The sequence below is a fragment of the Qingrenia yutianensis genome (genome assembly GCF_014385105.1).
Classification (GTDB): Bacteria; Bacillota; Clostridia; order UMGS1810; family UMGS1810; genus Qingrenia; species Qingrenia yutianensis.
The window spans coordinates 179,701-199,972 of the sequence record NZ_JACRTE010000001.1 but is presented as its reverse complement, the minus strand read 5'-3'; the positions used below and the strand labels follow the sequence as shown (position 1 = coordinate 199,972).

The following is a 20,272-nucleotide window of genomic DNA, read 5'->3' as shown; positions in this document are numbered from 1 at the left end:
AAACGGCGGTGATAAGATGAAAAGAAAAACAGAATATTTGTCACTTTCAAAAGAACTTACCGAAAAAATCGTGCACGATTTGCACTATAAATCATCGGGTGAAATAAGACGGAATCCGTCGCACGACATTGCAAGCGTGTGGCGCCCGGCATATGTGCGCGACGTTGAAAAAATTCTTCATTCGCCGTATTACAACCGATACTGCGACAAAACACAGGTATTTTCGCTTTACAAAAATGACGATTTGACGCGCCGTTCTCTGCATGTTCAGCTTGTGTCGCGCATTGCGCGCAACATCGGCAGAATTTTGGAACTTGACCTTGACCTTATCGAAGCAATTTCGCTCGGTCATGATATAGGTCACACTCCTTTCGGCCACGCGGGCGAAAAGTTTTTAAGCAAAATTTATCACGCGCAAACCTCGCGGTATTTTTGTCACAATCTTCACAGCGTACGCGTGCTTGACAAGATTTTTGCCTACAACATTTCACTGCAAACGCTGGACGGAATTTTGTGTCACAACGGCGAGGTGGAATGTGATGAATATCACCCGTCAAATCTTAAAACCTTTAACGAATTTGATAAAAACGTTGAAAAATGTTATACAGAAAAAGATTATTCCGTTCATCTCACTCCTGCCACTTTGGAGGGATGTGTTGTGCGTATTTGCGACATTATCGCGTACGTCGGCAAGGACAGGCAGGACGCGGTAAAAGCCGACGTCATACCGAACGACGCGGTTTTTGACGGCGGAATTTTGGGGAATTTCAACGCGGCGATTATCAACAATATGATTGTAAGTATTATCGAAAACAGCTACGGCAAGGATTACATAAAAATCGACAAGGACATTTTTGCCGAACTTTCAAAAAGCAAAAACGACAATTACAATTATATTTACCTCAACAATCGGGTTGCCGATATAAACGAAAAAATAATCGCGCCGATGTTTGAAAAGCTTTATTTTAAGCTTTTGCACGATTTGAAAAGCGGTGACAAAAACACGCTTGTTTACAAACATCATATTGATTTTGTCAACCAAAACCGCAAATATTACGGCGGCGAAAATTATATTGACACTCCGCCCGACGACATTGTGACCGATTTTATCGCAAGTATGACGGACGATTATTTTGTGGATATTTTTGAATATTATTTTCCAAACGATACAACAATTCATTATAAACCTTATTTTTAAATATAAATTTTTGGCACATACATATGTATGTGCTTTTTTGTAGCATTTTGCAAATATATGACATACCATATATTAAAACTGAAAATCCGCTCAAAAATCCGATAAAGGAAAGAGGTATAGGTATGGCATATTCATTGAATGATTTAAAAGTCGGACAGTCTGCGACGGTTGACGAATTAAATTCAAGCGGAAGCATACGCCGAAGGCTTCTCGATATAGGTCTTATAGGCAACACAAAAGTTGAATGTATCGGCAAAAGTCCCTCGGGCGATCCTAAAGCATTTCTTATCCGCGGTGCGGTTATCGCCATTCGTTCGGAGGACTGCGAGGGTGTGCTTATAAAAAATATTTTCGGGGAGGGGTAAAAAATGGGTCTTACTTCATCTTCAACGGGAAGCAGTGTATCATCGGACACTGCCGTAAAACGAAAAAACGCGGGTGATTTGCTGATTGCCCTTGCAGGCAACCCGAACGTCGGAAAAAGCACGGTATTTAACGCACTCACCGGTATGAACCAGCACACGGGAAACTGGCCCGGCAAAACCGTCACAAACGCACAGGGCGAATTTAAAACAAAAAACGGCACCGTTATTCTTGCGGATATTCCCGGCACATACTCGCTTATGGCACACTCTCAAGAGGAGGAAGTCGCCCGAAATTTCATCTGTTTCGGCGGTGTTGACGCTGTTATAGTTGTGTGTGACGCGACGTGCCTTGAGCGAAATTTAAACCTTGCTATCCAGACAATGGAAATCTCAAAAAATGTAATCATCTGCGTCAATCTTATGGACGAGGCAAAGCGAAAAAACATAAAAATCGACCTGCAAATGCTGAAAAACAAGCTCGGCGTTCCCGTCGTCGGCGTGTCGGCACGAAAGAAAAAGACGCTTTCCGCGCTTGTCAAAGAAATTGAAAATTTTAAAAAGTGTGACGGCGCACATAAAATAAAATATGATGAGAAAATCGAAAACGCGATAGAAATTTTAGAACCCGTTTTAAAAAAGCATTACAAAAACATAATAAACTGCCGATGGCTCGCGCTCCGTCTGCTCGACAATGACAGCGCGCTGATAAACGAATTTTCAAAATTTGCAGAGGACGATATTTTGTCGCATACCGATATTTTATCGGCGGTAAAATCCGCCGAAGAATACCTTTCGGACAATAAAATATCCCGCAATAAACTGAAAGATATGACCGTTTCGGCAATTCTTTCGCAAAGCGAAAAAATATGCAAGGATGCTGTTACATATAAAAATGAAAAATACTCCGATTTTGACCGCAGAACCGACAAAATTCTAACGGGAAAGGTTTCGGGATACCTTGCAATGCTTTTGCTCGTCGCGCTGGTGTTTTACCTCACCGTCAGCGGTGCAAACTACCCGTCGCGCCTGCTTTCCAACCTTTTGTTTTCGTTTGAAGATAAACTGATGGGCTTTTTTAAGTTTATAAAAATACCGCAGTATTTTTGCAATTTGCTTGTTCTCGGAGCATACCGCACTCTCGCGTGGATTGTTTCGGTAATGCTCCCTCCTATGGCGATATTTTTTCCGCTGTTCACGCTCCTGGAGGATTTCGGGTATCTGCCGAGAATTGCATATAACCTTGACAAACCGTTTAAAAAATGCTGTGCGTGCGGAAAACAGGCACTTACAATGTGTATGGGATTCGGGTGCAATGCGGCAGGCGTTGTCGGGTGCAGAATAATCGACTCGGAACGCGAAAGACTGCTTGCGGTCATAACAAACAGTCTTGTGCCGTGCAACGGACGGTTTCCGACGCTGATTTCGATAATCACAATGTTTTTTATAGGAACGCAGACGAAAACGCTCACGTCGCTTACGTCCGCACTGTTTTTGACGGCGCTGATACTCGCAGGAATAGGTTTTACATTTTTGTCAACGTTTATATTATCAAAAACCGTGTTAAAAGGTGTGCCGTCGTCCTTTACGCTCGAACTTCCGCCGTACCGCAAACCGCAAATCGGCAAAGTGATTGTTCGGTCGGTGTTCGACAGAACGCTCTTTGTTCTCGGGCGTGCAGCCGCGGTTGCCGCACCTGCCGGAATTATAATATATCTTGCGGCAAATATCATCGTCGGCGATGCAAGTATTCTTAAAATATGTTCGGATTTTCTCGACCCGTTTGCGCGTCTTATGGGGCTTGACGGTGTAATTTTAATCGCGTTTATACTCGGATTTCCGGCAAACGAAATTGTAATTCCGATTGTAATTATGGCATACACCGCGTCGGGGGTGCTTTCGGACACGGGCAATCTAACCGCGGTAAAAGAACTTTTTGTATCAAACGGCTGGAATATGACAACCGCAATGTGCACAATGATTTTCTCGCTTTTCCACTGGCCGTGTTCCACCACCGTGCTGACAATAAAAAAGGAAACACAGAGCATAAAATGGACGGTGATTTCCGTTTTGCTCCCCACTCTTTTGGGAATTTTGTGTTGTATGCTGGTTGCTTTTGTAATGAAATTTGTGTGTTAAATAAAAAACACAAGGGGCATTGACTCCTTGTGTTTTTGCGTTTATTCATTTACAAGTTTTGCAATAAATTTGAGCTGGTTGGTATAATTTTTTCGCTGTTTTTCGTTAGTGTACCATTTTTCCATAGGCGGACGGACGGTAAGATACATTTCCGCGCCGTTTGCAGATTTAATATCCGCAAATGCCTTTATTTCGGAAAACGGAATTTTAACAATTTCGCTGTCGTCCGTATGCTTGATATCAACGCCGAAATCTTTAAAAACCTTATAAGTTGCCAGACAGCCGTTGCCCTCATACGTCGGATAAAGCTTATCATCGCAAATCTGCAAAATATCGTTGCCCGCCGCAAGTTCGACGTTTATTTTCGTAAGCACCGCCTGCGCATACTGCGGGTCGGACTGCGCGCTCGTTTCGCTGTACGCAAGACGCGTCGTATCGGCAAGTTTTTTGCCGTCGCCGTTATAATCTTCAAGCGCGTCGTTTACGGCTTTGTCAAACTTTTCGCCCTCGCTGTCCGAAAGGCCCAATTCGGTTGTGAAAATAATGCCGACGTCTGCCTTTGGTGTGAAAAATATTGTTTTTACAAGCGAAATTACAAGTATAAGCCCAATAACAGCCGCAAGTGCGGGAAATCGGTAATAATCCCACAAATACTGCCATTTTTGACCTTTCGGCACTTCGCTCAATTTTATCATATGGTCTGCCATATTTTTCTCCTTTTAAAAAACTAAATCCACCACATATCGCCCTTGGACTCGTAAATCAAAACATCTTTGAGGAAATCCATAGCCTTGATAAGTCCCTCGTCAGGTGTCATAAGGCTGTCCTCGTGCTCAATGCTGATAACGCCGTCGTAACCGCAAAGACGGAGTGCGCTTATCATATCTTTCCAGTACGCGTAATCGTTGCCGTAGCCCACCGAACGGAAAATCCACGAACGGTTGATTTCGTCCGCGTACGATTTTGTATCGAGAACGCCGTTTGTTTTTGTGTTAATCGGGTCGATTTTCGTGTCTTTCGCGTGGAAATGATAAATTGCGCCTTTGAGCGCTCTTATCGCATAAACAGGGTCAATTCCCTGCCAGATAAGATGGCTCGGATCAAAGTTTGCGCCGATAATATCGCCCACCGCCTCGCGGAGTTTCAAAAGCGTTGCAGGGTTGTATACGCAAAAACCGGGGTGCATTTCAAACGCGATTTTTTCAATGCCGTACTGCTTTGCATATTCCGCCGCTTTTTTCCAATACGGAATAAGCACTTCGTCCCACTGATATTTTAATATATCCGAAAAATCGTTCGGCCAAGGACATGTAACCCAGTTGGGTGTCTTGTCGTCCTTGCTTCCGCCGGGACAACCCGAAAACGTAACTATTGTATGTACGTTTGCTTTTTGAGCAAGCTTGCAGGTTTTCTCAAAATCCGAGTGGAATTTTGCCGCGATTTCCTTATCGGGGTGCACGGGATTGCCGTGACAGCTGAATGCCGCGATTTCAATATCGTATTTTTTCAAAAGGTCAAGTGTATCGTTAAGTTTTTTCTCATCTGCCAAAAGCTCATCGGGATTGATATGCGCCGTGCCGGGAAAACCGCCCGTCCCAAGCTCAATAGCCTGACCGCCGTGCTCTTTCATAAATTCAAGCGCTTCTTCGAGCGTTCTGTTGTTAAACACAGGTGAAAACACACCAAGTTTCATATTTTTATCCTCCGTAATTTTAAAAGTACATTGATTTAAAGTTATGATAACTCATTTTTTTATTAAAGTCAACCAAATTTAAAATTTATTCATAATAATTTCATAAAAATTGTAGACTTTTGCACTTTTTTGTGTTATTATAAACTTACTAAGTTATTAAGGAGTGTCTTTTTTTGAATACAAATAAGGAATACAGCATTTTTGACATAATCAATATGGCTCTTCAGCGCTGGTGGATTGTTGCCTGCTGTATGATAATCGGCGGTTCGGCAATGTATATTTTTTCGTATTACGTTTCAAAACCCGTTTATCAGTCTGTGGGAACGCTCTACATAAGCAACGTTAACAAAACCAATCAGCAAAGGCCGACCGATGAGATCAGCCTTAATGAAATTGTAACATCACAGGAACTTTTGAAATCGTCGGTTGAGGTTTTGAACACAAGCAAATTCTATTCACACGTAAAAGAAGTTTCAAAACTCCCCTATTCGCCGGCAAAATTAAAAGGTATGGTTACAATGGCGGCGCGCAACGAAACGGAAATTTTGGAAATCACGGTTAAATCCGACTCGCCGAAAACCTCATATATTCTCCTTGAAACGGTAATTTCGCTCGCAAAAGAAGAAATTGAATGGGTTGTTGAGGGCGGTTCGATAAAACCGCTTGACCACGCAAGCTATTCAAGTGATTATCTCCCGAGAAATATCGGCAGAAACTCGCTTTTGGGCGCTCTTGTGGGCGCACTCGCGGGTGTTGGACTTATATTTATTCTTGAACTTATAGACACAAGAATTAAATCGTCGAACGACTTGTCGGAAAATTACAGTTACTATATTCTCGGAGAAATCCCGTCGATTGCAGACTGATAATTTTATATGAATTTTCAAAAAGCCGATTTTGCATCGGCTTTTTTTGACACATTTTTCTTTTGTAATACGCTATAATTAAACGGACAAACTTTAGGGGGAATTTTAAAAATGTATACTGTTTTGGTGTTTTTGCTTTTTGCGCTCGGACTTGTGCTCATAATCAAAGGCGGTGACTATTTCGTCGATTCGGCGGTGTGGATTGCCGGTGTGTCGGGCATACCGAAATTTATAATCGGCGCGACGGTAGTTAGCATTGCAACAACAATGCCAGAACTTATTGTATCGCTTATGGCGGCGGTCGAGGGAAAAGTTGACATTGCAATCGGCAATGCAATCGGCTCTGTAACCGCAAACACAGGAATAATTCTTGCGTTTTCTATAATGCTCGCGCCGTTTGCAATACGCGCAAAAGACTATTCGCTCAAAACCTTTCTTTTAATTTTTGCGGTTTTGTCGCTCTACATTTTTTCGCTGACGGGAAAGCTTTCAGTTATCGGGTGCATAATTCTCGCACTGATATTCGCAATATTTACATATGAAACTTTAAAAAGCGCGAAAAACGAACAGTCGGACGAGCGCACCGTTATATCGTCAAAAAAAGAAGTAAAAATCAATGTTATAAAATTTATCGGCGGTTGCCTGGGAATAATCATCGGCGCGCGTCTTTTGGTTGACAACGGCACGGTTATCGCGCAAATTCTGCACGTTCCCGACAGCATAATTTCGGTTACAATGATTGCAATAGGCACTTCACTGCCCGAGCTTATCACGGCAATTACCGCGATACGCAAAAAGCAGGGCGCGCTTTCCGCAGGAAATATCGTCGGCGCGAATATCATAGACACAACACTGATTCTGCCCGTTTGCTCACTCGTGGCAGGCAAACCGCTCACCGTGCCGGCACAGGCGCTGAAATTCGATTTTCCCGTCTGTCTTATAATCAACGCACTGATTTTCATTCCTGCCGTTATGAGGTCGAAATTTTCGCGCAGTCAAGGTATTTTGGCATTTGCGTTATACATTGCATACGTCGTTGCCATTGTAATGTTTATGTAAAAATTCCCCTCAATCATTTGATTGAGGGGTTGTTTTTTATCTTTTTTGCAGTACGATTTTTATGAAATTAAGATACTTTCCTCCGCCTGCCTCCATAGACTTTCTGTCGCCGACCGCATATTCGTTTTCCTGTTTGAGCCAGTCTGCCCACACTTCGTCGTTCGACTCCATTTCGCTCACTTCTATAACATCGGCGCCCTTACACTGCGATACAATATTTTTCCAATACTCAACATCGTGCATATATTCAAGCTGTTCCGGCGTCCACGATAAAAGCAGTTCTTTCGGCAGATTATCGTGGCAGTCTTTTTTCATACCCGGAATTGAAATATAAATGTATCCCCCGTTTTTCACATACGGCAAAAGCTTTTCGTCAAGATATTTCTCATTTCGTCCGAAATAATTATACGAATCGGTAGAAACTACCGCGTCAAAAAAGTTTTTGTCAAAATCGAGATTTTCAGCGTCCGCTTTAACGGCAATAATTTCGTTTTTTGTAAGTCCCATTTCGGCGAAAAACTTCTGATTTTCGTCAGGGTCGCTCCAAAGGTCAGACGCGTAAACCTTAAAACCGTATTCCTTTGCAAGAAATACCGACGTAAGCCCCTGCCCGCTTCCGAGGTCGCAGACGACTGCGCCTTTTTTGATTTTGTGACCCTGCATAAGCTCCTCTTCAAGCTTTATCGGGTTCGGACCCATAATTTTTTTCATAAGATTTTCTGTGCAATATTTTTTGCTTAATTCATATTTCATTTTTTGTCGCTCCTTTAGCTAATGAACATTAGCTTGTCAAGAGTTTTTACAAAAAAAGACGGATTATTGTTATTTTTATTCCGCGCATTGCCGTGCAGATATTCTTTTCCAGTTCATATAACCGTAAATATCGTTTGCAAAAAATGCCGCAAAACATATCACAACCGAAAAATACGACGCATCTTTAAACGCCGCAAGCGTCCACAGAACAATTAAAACAATGTCGTTCGCCGCATATGCCAGAGCATAAAGCGGACTGCGCCTAAATGTAAGATATATCGCCAGAAAGCTTGTTGTAACCGAAATGGTACTCGGTGCGATATTCGCAGTGTTGAAAAATTTGAGCACGAAGTAGAAAAGCGCCGTCACCGCTATGGATAATATGAACATAAAAATATATTCTCTGCACGTTATGCCCTCGTTTACGCTGACCTCCGATTTATTCCCGTGAAACGGATTTCTAATCCACACAATGAACGAGAAAACCGCCATAGGAAGCGACATCACGGCATATGTCAGCATCTCGCCGTAATACGAAAATGTGTACGAAACATACGTGTATATAAGGCAAAAAACTATCATAAGCCCCTGTCCTATCGGATTTCCTTTTGCCGTGTAAATAAGTGCCGTCACGCCGATAAGCGACGCGGCAAGCGACACGGGCGCAAATTCGCCGATAAATATATTTGACACAACGATTGCAAGCATTGAGCCGAGCCATAAAGCAAGTTCGCTTTTTGTAAAGTATTTCATCTGTCGTCCTCCAAAAAAATAAGCATTTGCAGTGCATATCTTCAAAGACCTAACGATATGCACACAAATGCTTAAGCATCTACTGCCCGGTGGCAGTTTATTTACTGACATATTCTAACATTTATTTTACAAAATGTCAAGATTATTTTTTCATTATTTTTTTAAAACGCGCATTGAATTAAGCACGGCGAGCATCATAACGCCGACGTCGCTGAAAATTGCCTCCCACATTGTGGCAATTCCGAAAATACCGAGAATTAAGAACAAAAGTTTAATTCCGAGCGACATAACAATGTTCTGTGTAACAATTCTTTTTGTATATTTCGCCGTTTTAACCGCTTTCGCAATAAGCGAAACCTCATCGGTCATAAGCACAACGTCTGCCGCCTCGATTGCCGCGTCCGAGCCGAGCGCCCCCATTGCAATGCCGATATCCGCCCTTGCAAGCGTAGGTGCGTCGTTAATTCCGTCGCCGACAAATGCCGTAGTGCCGTTTGTTTTCTTGCCCGATACTATTTCTTCAAATTTTGCAACCTTATCCTGCGGTAAAAGCGACGCAAAATACTTCTTAATTTTGAGTTTTTCCGCAACCGAAGATGCAGTTTTTTCGTTGTCGCCGGTAAGCATAATTATGTTATCAACGCCCATTTTGCGCAGATTTTCAAGTGCCGATGCGCTGTCTTTTTTGATTTTGTCCGAAATTACAATACAGCCGATATATTTTCCGTCGCTTGCAACGTATATAACCGTACCCGCCTTATCGCATTTTTCGCATTTGATGTTAAATTCGTCCATAAGACGCATATTGCCTGCCAAAATCTCACTGCCGTTGATTTTTACCGATATGCCTTTGCCCGAAATTTCGGTGTAGTCGCTTATAATGCTTTCATTGATTTTTTCGCCGAAATGCGACTTAATCGACTGCGCTATCGGGTGGTTTGAGTAGCTCTCGGCATATGCCGACGCAAAGAGAACGTCGTTTTCCGAGAAATCTTTTGCAGGCAGTACCTCGCGCACCGCAAAAACTCCCTCTGTAAGCGTGCCGGTTTTGTCGAGTACGAGCGTATCGAGTTTGCTCAACGCCTCAAGATAGTTGCTTCCTTTTACAAGTATTCCGTTACGTGCCGCCGAGCCTATTCCGCCGAAGAACGAAAGCGGTATTGAAATTACTAGCGCACACGGGCAGGAAATTACCAGAAATACAAACGCCTGACGAACCCATTTAACAAATCCGCCGCCGATTGTCAACGGGAAAATGACTGCTATAAGCGCCGCCAAAATTACGACAACAGGTGTGTAGTAACGTGCAAATTTTGTGATGAAATTCTCGGACGGTGCTTTTTTGGACGACGCGTTTTGAATAAGCGACAAAATCTTTGAAACAGTACTTTCGGAGAAAGATTTTGTAACCTCGATTTTTATAACGCCCGTTTCGTTTATACAGCCTGACAGCGCCTCGTCGCCGACATTTGCGCTTCTCGGAACTGATTCGCCGGTAAGCGCCATTGTGTCAAGCATCGTTTTGCCCTCAATAACAAATCCGTCGAGCGGAACTTTTTCACCCGGTTTAACTATAATCGTTTCGCCTATTTTCACATCTTCGGGCGAAACCGTCACAACCTTGCCGTCACGGATAACATTCGCACTGTCGGGGCGTATATCCATAAGGCTTGCAATGGATTTGCGCGATTTTCCGACCGCCATATCCTGAAAAAGCTCACCGAGCTGATACAAAAGCATAACCGCGACCGCCTCGGTGTAACTGCCGATGCAAAACGCGCCGATGCTCGAAACGCTCATAAGAAAGTTTTCGTCAAATACCTGACCCCTTAATATGTTCTTTACCGCGCGGAGCAAAACGTCGCCGCCCAAAATGAGAAACGCCGCCGCAAGCGAAATAATTTCAAAATATATGTTGTTTATAAACTTTGACGAAACAACCGCAGCACCGTAAATTACCGCTCCTATCGCAATTCGGATTATGCGCGGTTTTAAATCTTCTTCGTCCTCGCTGCGGCTCTCTTCGCCGTGCGTATGCGCGCCGTGCGAGTGACTGTGCGCACTGCTGTCGTAAATGCTCACTTCAACGTCCGGCTCATATTTATGGACGATTTTTTCAACCTCGTCATCAATCGAATTTAAGAATTTATCCGAATCAAGAGTTAAAGTCTGTTCCATAAGATTAACTCTTGAAAGCGAAATACCGTCAATCTTTCCGGCGTCATTTTCGATTTTTGCCGAGCAATGTGGACAATCAAGACCTTTTAAGAAATATATTCTTTGCATAATATCCTCCTTATGTTTTTGAGTTGTTGCTCAAGTATTCAACTACGAGTGTAAAAAATAATAATTTACTAAATTATTGTCCCTTGTCTATTCGCGCAAATGCTCAATTCCTATATCAAGAATCTTTTCAACGTGCGTATCAGCAAGCGAATAGTAAACAATCTGCGCCTCTTTGCGGTATTTGACAAGATTTGCCAATCGAAGCGCTTTAAGCTGGTGCGAAACTGCCGATTTTGTAAGCTTTAAAAGGCTTGCTATATCGCATACGCACATTTCATTTTGCCTTAACGCGTGCAAAATTTTAATACGCGTACTGTCTCCGAAAATTTTAAAAAGCGACGCAAGCGTGATGTATTCACTGTCGTCCGACATTTTTTCTTTAACCTTATTCACGACATCCTGATGAATAACTTCACAATCGCAAGTAAGCTTTGCCATTTTTTCACCCCGCAGATAAATTCGATAGTTGAACAACCATTCAACAATCGTATTATAGCACCCTGTTTTATATTTGTCAATAGTTTTTAAAAATATTTTTGACAAAGTTTAACTTTTGTGATACAATGTTAATATATCTAGGAAATTAAGAGGGTTTTGAAGTGAAAATACAAGAATCTGCCGAGAATTATCTCGAATCAATTTTAATTATCAAAGGCAAAAAAGGCAGTGTGCGCAGTATCGACATTGCAAATGAGCTGAATTTTACAAAGCCGAGCGTGTCGGTTGCTATGAAGCATTTTCGTGAGGAGGGCTATATCACGATGAGCGCCGACGGTTTGATTGAGCTTACCGATAAAGGTCTTGAAATTGCCGAGCGCATTTATGAACGTCATCAGGTAATTGCAAGGGCACTTATGGTGCTTGGTGTTGACGAGGCGACCGCCTATGTGGACAGCTGCAAAATAGAGCACGATATCAGCGATATCACTTTTTCGAAAATAAAAGAACATTTGGCAAAGCACGAAGGCAAATGATGCTTTTGCTTTGTGTAAATTTTATGTTGTAAAATTTATATTGCCGATATAAAAAAGGTTTGCACTTCATTAAGAAGTACAAACCTTTTTTACTGCATAATAAATTTTCAAAATCTTATTCGCCGAGATACGCTTTTTTAATCCTGTCGTCGGCAAGCAAATCCTTTGCCTTGCCGGAAAGAGTGATATTACCGGTTTCGAGAACATATGCTCTGTCGGCGATTGTAAGCGCCTTTTTCGCGTTCTGCTCAACCAAAAGAACGGTTGTGCCGTCCTGCGACACCTCTTTGATAATCTGGAAAATTTCCGATACCAAAATCGGCGAAAGTCCCATTGACGGTTCGTCCATAAGGATAATTTTCGGGTTGGACATAAGCGCTCTGCCCATCGCGAGCATCTGCTGTTCACCGCCAGAAAGAGTACCTGCAAGCTGATTTTTTCTTTCTTTCAAACGCGGAAAATGTTCGTAAACATATTCAAGATTTTTTTCAATCTGTTTTTTATCGCGCAAAATATATGCGCCGAGTTTTAAGTTTTCAAAAACGGTAAGTTCCTGGAAAATACGTCTGCCCTCGGGAACGTGTGCCATACCCATACCGAGAATTTTATGCGCCGGAGTTTTTGTCAAATCCTTGCCCTCGAATGTGATGGTGCCCGATTTCGGCGAAATAAGACCTGTAATAGTGTGCAAAATGGTTGTTTTACCTGCGCCGTTTGAACCGATAAGCGCGATAATCTCGCCTTTTTCAACCTCAAAGGATACACCCTTTATTGCTTTAATAAAGCCGTAGCAAACTTCAATGTTTTCAATTTTAAGCATCAAGAGCACCCCCTATTCGTCTTCGCCGACATATGCCGTAATAACTCTCGGGTCATTAAGCACCTCATCGGTTTTTCCTTGAGCAAGAACGGTGCCGAAGTTGAGCACCGTAAGCTCCTCGCAAATTCCGCCTACAAGCTTCATATCGTGCTCGATAAGAAGAATTGTCATATCAAATTTGTCGCGTACAAATCTTATTGTATCCATAAGCTCTGCTGTTTCGTTCGGGTTCATACCTGCTGCCGGCTCATCAAGCAGCAAAAGCTTCGGGTTTGTTGCAAGCGCACGCGCAATTTCGAGCTTTCTCTGCTTTCCGTAAGGAAGATTACACGCAAGGTTGTTTCGCTCCTCTTCAAGACCGAAAATTTTCAAAAGCTCCTTAGCTTTGTTTCGCATTTCAACCTCGCATTTATAATGCCTCGGCAGACGGAGCATACTTGTTAACGGATTAACGTGAAATTCATTTTGATTGTGAAGTCCGACAAGCACATTGCGGATAACACTCATATTATTGAAAAGTCTGATATTCTGGAACGTTCTTGCAATTCCGCGGTGATTTATAACCTCCTGCGACTTGCCGGTGAGATTTTCGCCGTCCAGAATAAACTCGCCTGTTGTAGGCGTGTAAACACCCGTCAAAAGGTTGAAGACTGTGGTTTTACCTGCACCGTTGGGGCCGATAAGACCGTAAAGCTGTTTTTTCTTTATTTTAATATTAACGTCCTGAACTGCTTTCAGACCGCCGAAGGATATTCCGAGATTTTTTGTTTCAAGCATATATTCACTCATTATTTATCCTCCTTTTCATCGGGTTTGCTGCCGAGTTTATCGGGTTTAACATCAACGGAAAGGATTGCGTCAACGTCAATTTTGGTAGGAATTCTCGTCCATTCGGCCGCATCATCTTTAATTTTGGCTCTTTCTTTGTCAATGTCTTTCGTTTTAACAAAAATGCCTTTGATTTTCTCGCCCAGTCCGGCAAATTTGCCTTTAAGGCTGAAACGTTCTTTTATCGGCTGAAGCGCAGGTGCATTGTTGAATATAACTATTGTGATAAGAACAATAGCGTAAATCAAGAATTTCAGCGCCGCCATATCACCCGAAAGCTTTGTTGTAAGCTGGAAGTTGATAAACGTGATAAGCGCCGCGGCAAGTATCGAACCGTTTATACTTCCCATTCCGCCGAGGACAACCATAACGAGAATTTCAATCGAATAGTTGTACGAGAAAAACGAATACAAAACGGGAGTTGCGTAGTGACCGTAAATAACGCCTGCAATTCCTGCAAAAAACGCTGAAATTATAAACACAAAAAGCTTGTAAAATGCAACATTGATACCCATTGCACGCGCCGCAATTTCGTTGTCGCGTATCGCTGTAATTGCTCTGCCGTGCTTACTGCGGATAAGGTTCTGAACCAAAATCAGCATAATTAAAACAACAATCAAAGCCGGTATAAAAAGGCTTGTGCCGTATTTTTTTGTTGAAAGTCCGAGCGCACCGCCGAACATATCGAGGTTTTTGAAAATTGTTCTGACAATTTCGCCGAACGCAAGAGTAACAATGGCGAGGTAGTCGCCTTTAAGCCTTAATGCCGGAAGTCCGATAATAAAGCCGAAAACCGCAGCAATAAGACCGCCGATAAACATTGATATAATAAGAACTGCGAGCGGTGACGAAATAACGTGATGTAGCTGATTTGCCGCATAACAGCCTATATACGCGCCGACGCACATAAATCCCGCGTGGCCGAGGCTCAATTCTCCCAGAAAACCTACAACGAGGTTAAGCGAAACCGCAAGAATGATGGAATATGCAATCTGTGTAATAAGGTTTGCGGTCGAGCGGTTAAGACTGCCCGAATAAAGCATTGATGCGGTGATGACAAGAAACAGCGTCACACCGATGTAGTTTATAAAATGCTTAAATTTAAAACCATTTTTAATATTTTTAAAATATCCTGCCATACATCACACCTTCTCTCTTATCTGCTTGCCCATAAGACCTGTCGGCTTAACGAGCAGAATTATTATAAGCAACGCAAACTCAAGCGCCGTGGTGTACGGTGCAAGAGCAGGAACACTCAATGCGATTTTTTCAATTACACCGAGTAAAACACCGCCGAGCATTGCGCCCGAAACCGAACCGATACCGCCGATAACCGCCGCCGTAAAAGCTTTGATACCGGGCATTGAACCGAGTGTCGGGTTGGTGCTGGGGATTTGCATAAGATAAAATACACTTGCAAAAGCGGCGAGTGCCGAGCCGATTGCAAAGGTTATTGTTATAATTCTGTTAACGTTAATTCCCATCAAAAGCGCCGCGCCGCGGTCCTCCGAAACTGCGAGCATAGCTCTGCCGGTTCGTGTTTTTTTGATAAAAATTGTGAGCGCCGCCATAATGATTGCGCCTGCAACAAGTGAAATGATTGTTGCAATGTTTATTTTTGCACCGCCGATTGAAATTGCCTTAAAAGTTGCAATTGTAACCGAGCGGAATTTTGCGCCGTATATAAGCTGGGCAATACTCTGAAGCAAATAGCTGACACCTATGGCGGTAATAAGAACTGCCAGCGGAGATGCGCCGCGGAGCGGTTTGTACGCAAGCTTTTCCGTAACAATACCGAGCAGTGTGCACACGACGACGGATACCACGATAGCGACAATAGGATTACCGCAGATATTTAGTGTTGTAAGAATTGCATACGCGCCGACCATAATAATGTCGCCGTGAGCAAAGTTAAGCATTTTCGCTATGCCATATACCATTGTGTAGCCGAGTGCAATCAGCGCGTATATGCTGCCAAGACTCAACCCGTCAATGAAAGTACTCATTTAGAATTTCTCCTTTCGGTTGGTGCTTCAAATTTCAGACGCAGCGGATATAAAAATTTAAAGAACAAACACAATCATTATTTTTGCCGAAAAACGGCAGTTGATAAAACTGTATAAACCATGTGAAACAAAACTTTTGCAATACTCGTAAAAATGAAGTTATGGCTGGGCGCAAAGAGAGCACCCAACCAAAAACCGCACTAAAAAGATTAAATTTTAAGATTATTTTTTAAGCTCAACAATCTGTGGAACTTTCTCGCAAGCACCCGAAGCGTCCCAAGTCATTTCGCCTGTTGCGCCTACGAGCTTAAAGTCGGAAGCTGTAATTGTAGTTTTAAGAATGTCGCAAAGGTCAGAAGCCGAAATCTTAACGTCTTTAACGTCAGCTTTCTTCATACCTTCGTAGATTGCCATAACCGCATCATAACCGTCAGCCGCGAACTGGTCGGGAGCTTCATTGTATTCAGCTTTGTAAGCTTCAACAAATTTCTTTGTTGCTTCGCTTTCGCCGTTAACATCGAACGGTGTGATGTATTTGATTTCGTTTTTAACCGATGCGTCAATCTGGTCTGCGATACCGTCGAAACCGTCACAGCCGAAGAGAACTGCATTGCACTCTTTAGCGGTTGCGTTTTTAGCAATAAATCCTGCCTCTGTGTAGTAAATCGGGAGGAAGATTACATCGCAGTCCTTAAGAGCCTCAACCTGCGTTGAAAAGTCTTTTTTGTTTTCAGCGTCAAATGTTTGAGTTTTAAATTCAACGCCGAGCGTTTTCATTTCTTCTTCAAATGCTTTGTAGATACCCGAAGAATACGGATCACTTGTGTCGTAAATGCAACCGATGTTTTTATATTTTGAAGTAAGCTCTTTTGCCGCAAGAACACCCTGGTCAGGGTCGCCGAAGCAAATTCTGAAAGCGTTATCTCTGTTTTCGATTACGTTAGCCGCAGATGCGGAAGGTGTAATTGAAAAGAGGTTGTCTTCAGCCGCTTTGGAGTTAAAAGAGTCACAGGAACCCGATGTTACCGCGCCGATTGAAGCCTGCATACCGCCTTCAAAAAGTGTGTCGTAACCCGTTGCAGCGTCAGCCGCAGTAGATTTGTCGTCTTTGAACTCAAGCTTGAAGTTTACGCCGTTAAGACCGCCGTTAGCGTTAATTTCTTTAACAGCAAGCTGAGCGCCGTTGAGAACGGAAATACCGTAAGACGAAGTATCGCCTGTCAACGGACCCGTTCCGCCGATTACAAACTCTGTGTTGTTTGCCGTGTAAGAATTGTTACCTGCCGATTGGCCGCCGTTACCGCAGCCCGCAAGTGCAGCGAATACCATTAAACCACATAAAACCACTGCCAAGATTTTTTTCATAGATACCATCCTCCATTTTTATACCGAAATCGTTTTCGGCACTTTTTATCAATTTACTATTTTTTCAGCAAAATGTCAATAGCTTTTTTGCGATTTCATCACAGTGTTACTGTAATTTTATAAAAAAACCGACAATTTTTGTAAAAATTATCAAAAAAATGTGTAAATTTGATGAAAACTTATCAAATTATACCTATTTTACAAACTCCTCATCGCGGTAGGTTTTTGCACGTTCAAACTCTTTCTCAATCTCCTCGGACGGTTTTTCCGTCATAAGCGAAACCGCAACAATTACGATGCAGGAGAAGATAAAAGCCGGAAGGAGTTCGTAAATTCCGAAAACTCCACCGAGAGGTTTAATTGCAAAGTGCCATACAAACACCATTATACCGCCCGCAAGCATACCTGCAATCGCACCGGGGCGGTTTGTTCTTTTCCAGAAAAGCGAGAAAAGCATAATCGGACCGAACGTTGCACCGAAACCTGCCCACGCGAACGAAACAACACGGAAAATTACGCTGTTTTCATCCCACGCAATGGCAATGCCGATAAGTGCTATCAAAAGCAAAACGGCTCTTGAAACGTGCATAACCTGTTTGTCGGTTGCGTCTTTCTTTATTATTGTCTCATAAATATTTTTTGATACCGCCGACGCCGCAATAAGAAGGTATGAGTCGGATGAGCTGATAATCGCCGCAAGAATACCTGCCGTTACAATTCCGGCAAAAAGCGGGTGGAACAAAAGCGAAGAAAGATGCGCAAACACATTTTCAGCCGAGCTTTGTGTTGCGAGCGACGCATCATACGGAAATACCGCTCTTCCCACAATACCGATTAAAACTGCGGCAAAAAGCGAAATTACCACCCAAACGGTTGCAATTCTTCTTGAATTTTTAAGCTCGTCACCTCGTCTTATAGCCATAAATCTTAAAAGAACCTGGGGCAGACCGAAGTAACCGAGTCCCCACGAAAGAGTTGACAAAATTGTGATAAAGTCGTATTTGCCCGCCTCGCCGAAAAGTGCCGCGCCGTTTGACGCCTGCTGAACTCCGTCGGAATTTACAACAGGATTTGCAATAGTGTTAAGCGACAAATATCCGGGAATGTTTTTCGCGTTTTCTATAACATTTCCGATACCGCCTGCGTAAATAACACCGCATACAAGCACCGCCACAAGCGCGCATATCATAACGATTGACTGCATAAAGTCGGACGCACTTTCAGCCAGAAATCCGCCGAGAACGGTGTATAAAACAACGAACACCGCGCCGACAATCATCATATTGTGATACGGCATATCGAAAAGTCCTGCAAAAAGCTTTCCGCACGACGAAAAACAGCTTGCTGTGTATACCGTAAAGAATATAAGAATAAACAATGCCGAAATACTGAGAATTACTTTTTTCTTCTCGTGAAAACGGTTGCTCAAAAAGTCCGGAACGGTAATCGCGTCGCCCGAAACAATAGAGTAACTGCGTAGTCTTTTTGAAACTATGAGCCAGTTTATGTACGTACCGACCGCAAGACCTATTGCAGTCCACGATGCCTCGGCAAAATATCCCCAGTATGCAAGACCGGGAACGCCCATAAGAAGATATCCGCTCATATCAGATGCCTCGGCGCTCATCGCCGTAACCCACGGACCGAGCGAACGTCCGCCGAGAAAATAGTTTTCAGAACTCTGCTGTGCGCGTTTTGCAAAGTATATGCCGATGAAAATTACAACAAGCATATATCCTGCCATCGCAATCAGAATATCAAGTTTGTCACCCATTTTTCCACTCCTCAAAACATAGTATTCTAATAATATACCATAAAATGCAAAAAAAGTAAATAAAAATTTGAAAATTTTTGCAAAAAATGTTATTTATGCCGTTTTTGCCGTTAAATATACAGTTTTCCGCGCAAATTTATCGCATTTTGCGTGTTTTATTGACACTTTGCACAAAATGTGGTAATATAAATCATATTACAGTACACCGTAAGGGGGATTAAATATGAAAATTACAAACGATATAAAATATGTCGGTGTTAACGACCGCAAAATCGACCTTTTTGAAGGTCAGTATGCCGTTGAAAACGGAATGGCATACAATTCTTATGTAATAACCGACGAAAAAATTGCCGTTATGGACACCGTTGACGCAAATTTTGCCGATGAGTGGCTCGGAAATATCGAAAATGCACTCGGCGGAAAAACGCCCGATTATCTTATTGTTCAGCATATGGAACCCGACCATTCGGCGAACATTAAAGTTTTTGCGGAAAAATATCCGCAAGCGAAAATCGTATCGAGCGCAAAAGCATTCGTTATGATGAAACAGTTTTTCGGCACGGATTTTTCCGACCGTCAAATCGTTGTCGGCGAGGGCGACACGCTTTCGCTCGGCAAGCACGAATTAACCTTTGTAACCGCGCCTATGGTGCATTGGCCCGAGGTCATTGTAACTTATGATAAATTTGACAAAGTGCTTTTCTCCGCAGACGGATTCGGAAAATTCGGCGCGCTTGATGCCGACGAGGACTGGGCTTGCGAGGCGCGAAGATATTATTTCGGAATTGTCGGAAAATACGGCGTTCAGGTGCAAAATCTTTTAAAGAAAGCGTCCGCGCTCGACATTAAGATAATCTGTCCGCTCCACGGGCCCGTTCTCACAGAAAATCTTGGATATTACATAAATCTTTACGATGTTTGGTCGTCATATAAACCCGAAAACGACGGTGTGCTGGTTGCGTACACGTCGGTTTACGGCAACACAAAAAAGGCGGCGGAAATGCTTGCCGAACAGCTTAAAGAGAAAGGCTGTCCGAAAGTTGCAGTCTGCGATCTCGCGCGCGATGATATGGCAGAGGCGGTTGAGGACGCGTTCCGTTACAGCAAGCTTGTTCTTGCGGCAACAACCTACAATGCTGATATTTTCCCGTTTATGAAAGAATTTATAAACCATCTCACCGAAAGAAATTACCAAAACCGCACTGTTGCATTTATCGAAAACGGCACGTGGGCGCCCACGGCGGCAAAAGTTATGCATACAATGCTTTCAAACAGCAAAAATCTCACATTTGCCGAAAATACCGTTCATATAAAATCGGCATTAAACGACGAAAGTTTAGCTCAAATCAACGCTTTGTCCGACGAGCTTTGTAAAGAATACAAATAGCATAATTAA

At 42.9% G+C, this 20,272-nt stretch carries 19 protein-coding genes; 7 read left to right on the top strand and 12 right to left on the bottom strand.

Features of this window, described 5'->3' with window-relative positions; translation table 11 throughout:
• The first annotated feature begins 16 nt into the window (after nucleotides 1-16).
• The 3 genes from H8706_RS00890 to feoB all read left to right on the top strand — a co-directional run bounded on the left by H8706_RS00890 (nucleotide 17) and on the right by feoB (nucleotide 3,699).
• Entirely contained in the window at nucleotides 17-1,198 is a 1,182-nt protein-coding gene (locus H8706_RS00890; RefSeq protein WP_178348464.1) for a deoxyguanosinetriphosphate triphosphohydrolase family protein, read from the top strand.
• Nucleotides 1,199-1,320: 122 nt separating this feature from the next.
• Nucleotides 1,321-1,563 (top strand): FeoA family protein, encoded by a 243-nt coding sequence (locus H8706_RS00885; RefSeq protein WP_178348463.1) that lies wholly within the window; start codon nucleotides 1,321-1,323, stop codon nucleotides 1,561-1,563.
• A gap of 3 nt (nucleotides 1,564-1,566) precedes the next feature.
• Complete coding sequence (feoB, locus tag H8706_RS00880) at nucleotides 1,567-3,699, top strand: ferrous iron transport protein B (protein WP_262431120.1); 2,133 nt, start codon at nucleotides 1,567-1,569, stop codon at nucleotides 3,697-3,699.
• 41 nt (nucleotides 3,700-3,740) lie between these two features.
• Here the strand turns inward: feoB and H8706_RS00875 are convergent, their stop codons facing one another.
• Together H8706_RS00875 and H8706_RS00870 are read right to left on the bottom strand one after the other, a co-directional pair.
• Entirely contained in the window at nucleotides 3,741-4,406 is a 666-nt protein-coding gene (locus H8706_RS00875; RefSeq protein WP_262431119.1) for a hypothetical protein, read from the bottom strand.
• A 20-nt stretch (nucleotides 4,407-4,426) separates the two neighbouring features.
• A complete protein-coding gene (locus tag H8706_RS00870) occupies nucleotides 4,427-5,392 on the bottom strand; it encodes a sugar phosphate isomerase/epimerase family protein (protein ID WP_178348460.1) in 966 nt (321 codons plus the stop codon).
• Nucleotides 5,393-5,565: 173 nt separating this feature from the next.
• On the opposite strand from H8706_RS00870, the gene H8706_RS00865 reads away from it, so the two are divergent.
• Both H8706_RS00865 and H8706_RS00860 read left to right on the top strand, forming a co-directional pair.
• On the top strand, nucleotides 5,566-6,258 hold the full coding sequence (locus H8706_RS00865; protein WP_262431118.1) for a YveK family protein: 693 nt from the start codon (nucleotides 5,566-5,568) through the stop codon (nucleotides 6,256-6,258).
• Nucleotides 6,259-6,369: 111 nt separating this feature from the next.
• Complete coding sequence (locus H8706_RS00860; protein WP_262431117.1) at nucleotides 6,370-7,317, top strand: calcium/sodium antiporter; 948 nt, start codon at nucleotides 6,370-6,372, stop codon at nucleotides 7,315-7,317.
• Between the two features lie 36 nt (nucleotides 7,318-7,353).
• Here the strand turns inward: H8706_RS00860 and H8706_RS00855 are convergent, their stop codons facing one another.
• The 4 genes from H8706_RS00855 to H8706_RS00840 form a co-directional block, all read right to left on the bottom strand.
• Nucleotides 7,354-8,070 (bottom strand): SAM-dependent methyltransferase, encoded by a 717-nt coding sequence (locus H8706_RS00855; RefSeq protein WP_262431116.1) that lies wholly within the window; start codon nucleotides 8,068-8,070, stop codon nucleotides 7,354-7,356.
• A 75-nt stretch (nucleotides 8,071-8,145) separates the two neighbouring features.
• Complete coding sequence (gene pnuC / locus H8706_RS00850; RefSeq protein WP_178348456.1) at nucleotides 8,146-8,823, bottom strand: nicotinamide riboside transporter PnuC; 678 nt, start codon at nucleotides 8,821-8,823, stop codon at nucleotides 8,146-8,148.
• Between the two features lie 153 nt (nucleotides 8,824-8,976).
• Nucleotides 8,977-11,109: a heavy metal translocating P-type ATPase gene (locus H8706_RS00845; RefSeq protein WP_262431115.1), complete on the bottom strand. Its 2,133-nt coding sequence runs from the start codon at nucleotides 11,107-11,109 to the stop codon at nucleotides 8,977-8,979.
• Nucleotides 11,110-11,196: 87 nt separating this feature from the next.
• Nucleotides 11,197-11,547 carry an ArsR/SmtB family transcription factor gene (locus tag H8706_RS00840; protein WP_262431114.1) on the bottom strand — a complete coding sequence of 117 codons (351 nt, stop codon included), beginning with the start codon at nucleotides 11,545-11,547 and terminating at the stop codon, nucleotides 11,197-11,199.
• 161 nt (nucleotides 11,548-11,708) lie between these two features.
• Between H8706_RS00840 and H8706_RS00835 the strand changes: the two genes are divergently transcribed.
• Entirely contained in the window at nucleotides 11,709-12,083 is a 375-nt protein-coding gene (locus H8706_RS00835; RefSeq protein WP_262431113.1) for a metal-dependent transcriptional regulator, read from the top strand.
• 115 nt (nucleotides 12,084-12,198) lie between these two features.
• Here the strand turns inward: H8706_RS00835 and H8706_RS00830 are convergent, their stop codons facing one another.
• From H8706_RS00830 to putP, 6 genes are all read right to left on the bottom strand, one after another.
• Nucleotides 12,199-12,903, bottom strand: coding sequence for an ABC transporter ATP-binding protein (locus H8706_RS00830; RefSeq protein WP_178348452.1), 705 nt, complete (start codon nucleotides 12,901-12,903; stop codon nucleotides 12,199-12,201).
• Nucleotides 12,904-12,915: 12 nt separating this feature from the next.
• Complete coding sequence (locus tag H8706_RS00825; RefSeq protein WP_178348451.1) at nucleotides 12,916-13,692, bottom strand: ABC transporter ATP-binding protein; 777 nt, start codon at nucleotides 13,690-13,692, stop codon at nucleotides 12,916-12,918.
• A complete protein-coding gene (locus H8706_RS00820; protein ID WP_262431112.1) occupies nucleotides 13,692-14,870 on the bottom strand; it encodes a branched-chain amino acid ABC transporter permease in 1,179 nt (392 codons plus the stop codon). Before H8706_RS00820 ends, H8706_RS00825 begins: the two co-directional genes overlap by 1 nt.
• 3 nt (nucleotides 14,871-14,873) lie before the next feature.
• Nucleotides 14,874-15,737, bottom strand: a complete 864-nt coding sequence (locus H8706_RS00815; RefSeq protein WP_178348450.1) for a branched-chain amino acid ABC transporter permease — start codon at nucleotides 15,735-15,737, stop codon at nucleotides 14,874-14,876.
• Nucleotides 15,738-15,959: 222 nt separating this feature from the next.
• Nucleotides 15,960-17,102 (bottom strand): ABC transporter substrate-binding protein, encoded by a 1,143-nt coding sequence (locus H8706_RS00810; protein ID WP_262431111.1) that lies wholly within the window; start codon nucleotides 17,100-17,102, stop codon nucleotides 15,960-15,962.
• A gap of 193 nt (nucleotides 17,103-17,295) precedes the next feature.
• The gene (putP, locus tag H8706_RS00805; protein ID WP_262431110.1) at nucleotides 17,296-18,876 is read right to left on the bottom strand and encodes a sodium/proline symporter PutP; all 1,581 of its coding nucleotides are present in this window, start codon (nucleotides 18,874-18,876) and stop codon (nucleotides 17,296-17,298) included.
• A 223-nt stretch (nucleotides 18,877-19,099) separates the two neighbouring features.
• Here putP and H8706_RS00800 point away from each other — a divergent pair, with 223 nt between their 5' ends.
• A complete protein-coding gene (locus H8706_RS00800) occupies nucleotides 19,100-20,263 on the top strand; it encodes an FprA family A-type flavoprotein (RefSeq protein WP_262431109.1) in 1,164 nt (387 codons plus the stop codon).
• Nucleotides 20,264-20,272: the final 9 nt, after the last annotated feature.

What these genes read in the sequence shown, in the direction of transcription:
- H8706_RS00860 (WP_262431117.1), top strand. Translation starts at nt 6,370, where the DNA reads ATGTATACTGTTTTGGTGTTTTTGCTTTTTGCGCTCGGACTTGTGCTC.
- H8706_RS00815 (WP_178348450.1), bottom strand. Translation starts at nt 15,737, where the DNA reads ATGAGTACTTTCATTGACGGGTTGAGTCTTGGCAGCATATACGCGCTG.
- H8706_RS00810 (WP_262431111.1), bottom strand. Translation starts at nt 17,102, where the DNA reads ATGAAAAAAATCTTGGCAGTGGTTTTATGTGGTTTAATGGTATTCGCT.
- H8706_RS00820 (WP_262431112.1), bottom strand. Translation starts at nt 14,870, where the DNA reads ATGGCAGGATATTTTAAAAATATTAAAAATGGTTTTAAATTTAAGCAT.
- H8706_RS00800 (WP_262431109.1), top strand. Translation starts at nt 19,100, where the DNA reads ATGAAAATTACAAACGATATAAAATATGTCGGTGTTAACGACCGCAAA.
- H8706_RS00875 (WP_262431119.1), bottom strand. Translation starts at nt 4,406, where the DNA reads ATGGCAGACCATATGATAAAATTGAGCGAAGTGCCGAAAGGTCAAAAA.
- H8706_RS00855 (WP_262431116.1), bottom strand. Translation starts at nt 8,070, where the DNA reads ATGAAATATGAATTAAGCAAAAAATATTGCACAGAAAATCTTATGAAA.
- H8706_RS00870 (WP_178348460.1), bottom strand. Translation starts at nt 5,392, where the DNA reads ATGAAACTTGGTGTGTTTTCACCTGTGTTTAACAACAGAACGCTCGAA.
- pnuC (WP_178348456.1), bottom strand. Translation starts at nt 8,823, where the DNA reads ATGAAATACTTTACAAAAAGCGAACTTGCTTTATGGCTCGGCTCAATG.
- H8706_RS00885 (WP_178348463.1), top strand. Translation starts at nt 1,321, where the DNA reads ATGGCATATTCATTGAATGATTTAAAAGTCGGACAGTCTGCGACGGTT.
- H8706_RS00890 (WP_178348464.1), top strand. Translation starts at nt 17, where the DNA reads ATGAAAAGAAAAACAGAATATTTGTCACTTTCAAAAGAACTTACCGAA.
- H8706_RS00830 (WP_178348452.1), bottom strand. Translation starts at nt 12,903, where the DNA reads ATGCTTAAAATTGAAAACATTGAAGTTTGCTACGGCTTTATTAAAGCA.
- putP (WP_262431110.1), bottom strand. Translation starts at nt 18,876, where the DNA reads ATGGGTGACAAACTTGATATTCTGATTGCGATGGCAGGATATATGCTT.
- H8706_RS00840 (WP_262431114.1), bottom strand. Translation starts at nt 11,547, where the DNA reads ATGGCAAAGCTTACTTGCGATTGTGAAGTTATTCATCAGGATGTCGTG.
- feoB (WP_262431120.1), top strand. Translation starts at nt 1,567, where the DNA reads ATGGGTCTTACTTCATCTTCAACGGGAAGCAGTGTATCATCGGACACT.
- H8706_RS00825 (WP_178348451.1), bottom strand. Translation starts at nt 13,692, where the DNA reads ATGAGTGAATATATGCTTGAAACAAAAAATCTCGGAATATCCTTCGGC.
- H8706_RS00845 (WP_262431115.1), bottom strand. Translation starts at nt 11,109, where the DNA reads ATGCAAAGAATATATTTCTTAAAAGGTCTTGATTGTCCACATTGCTCG.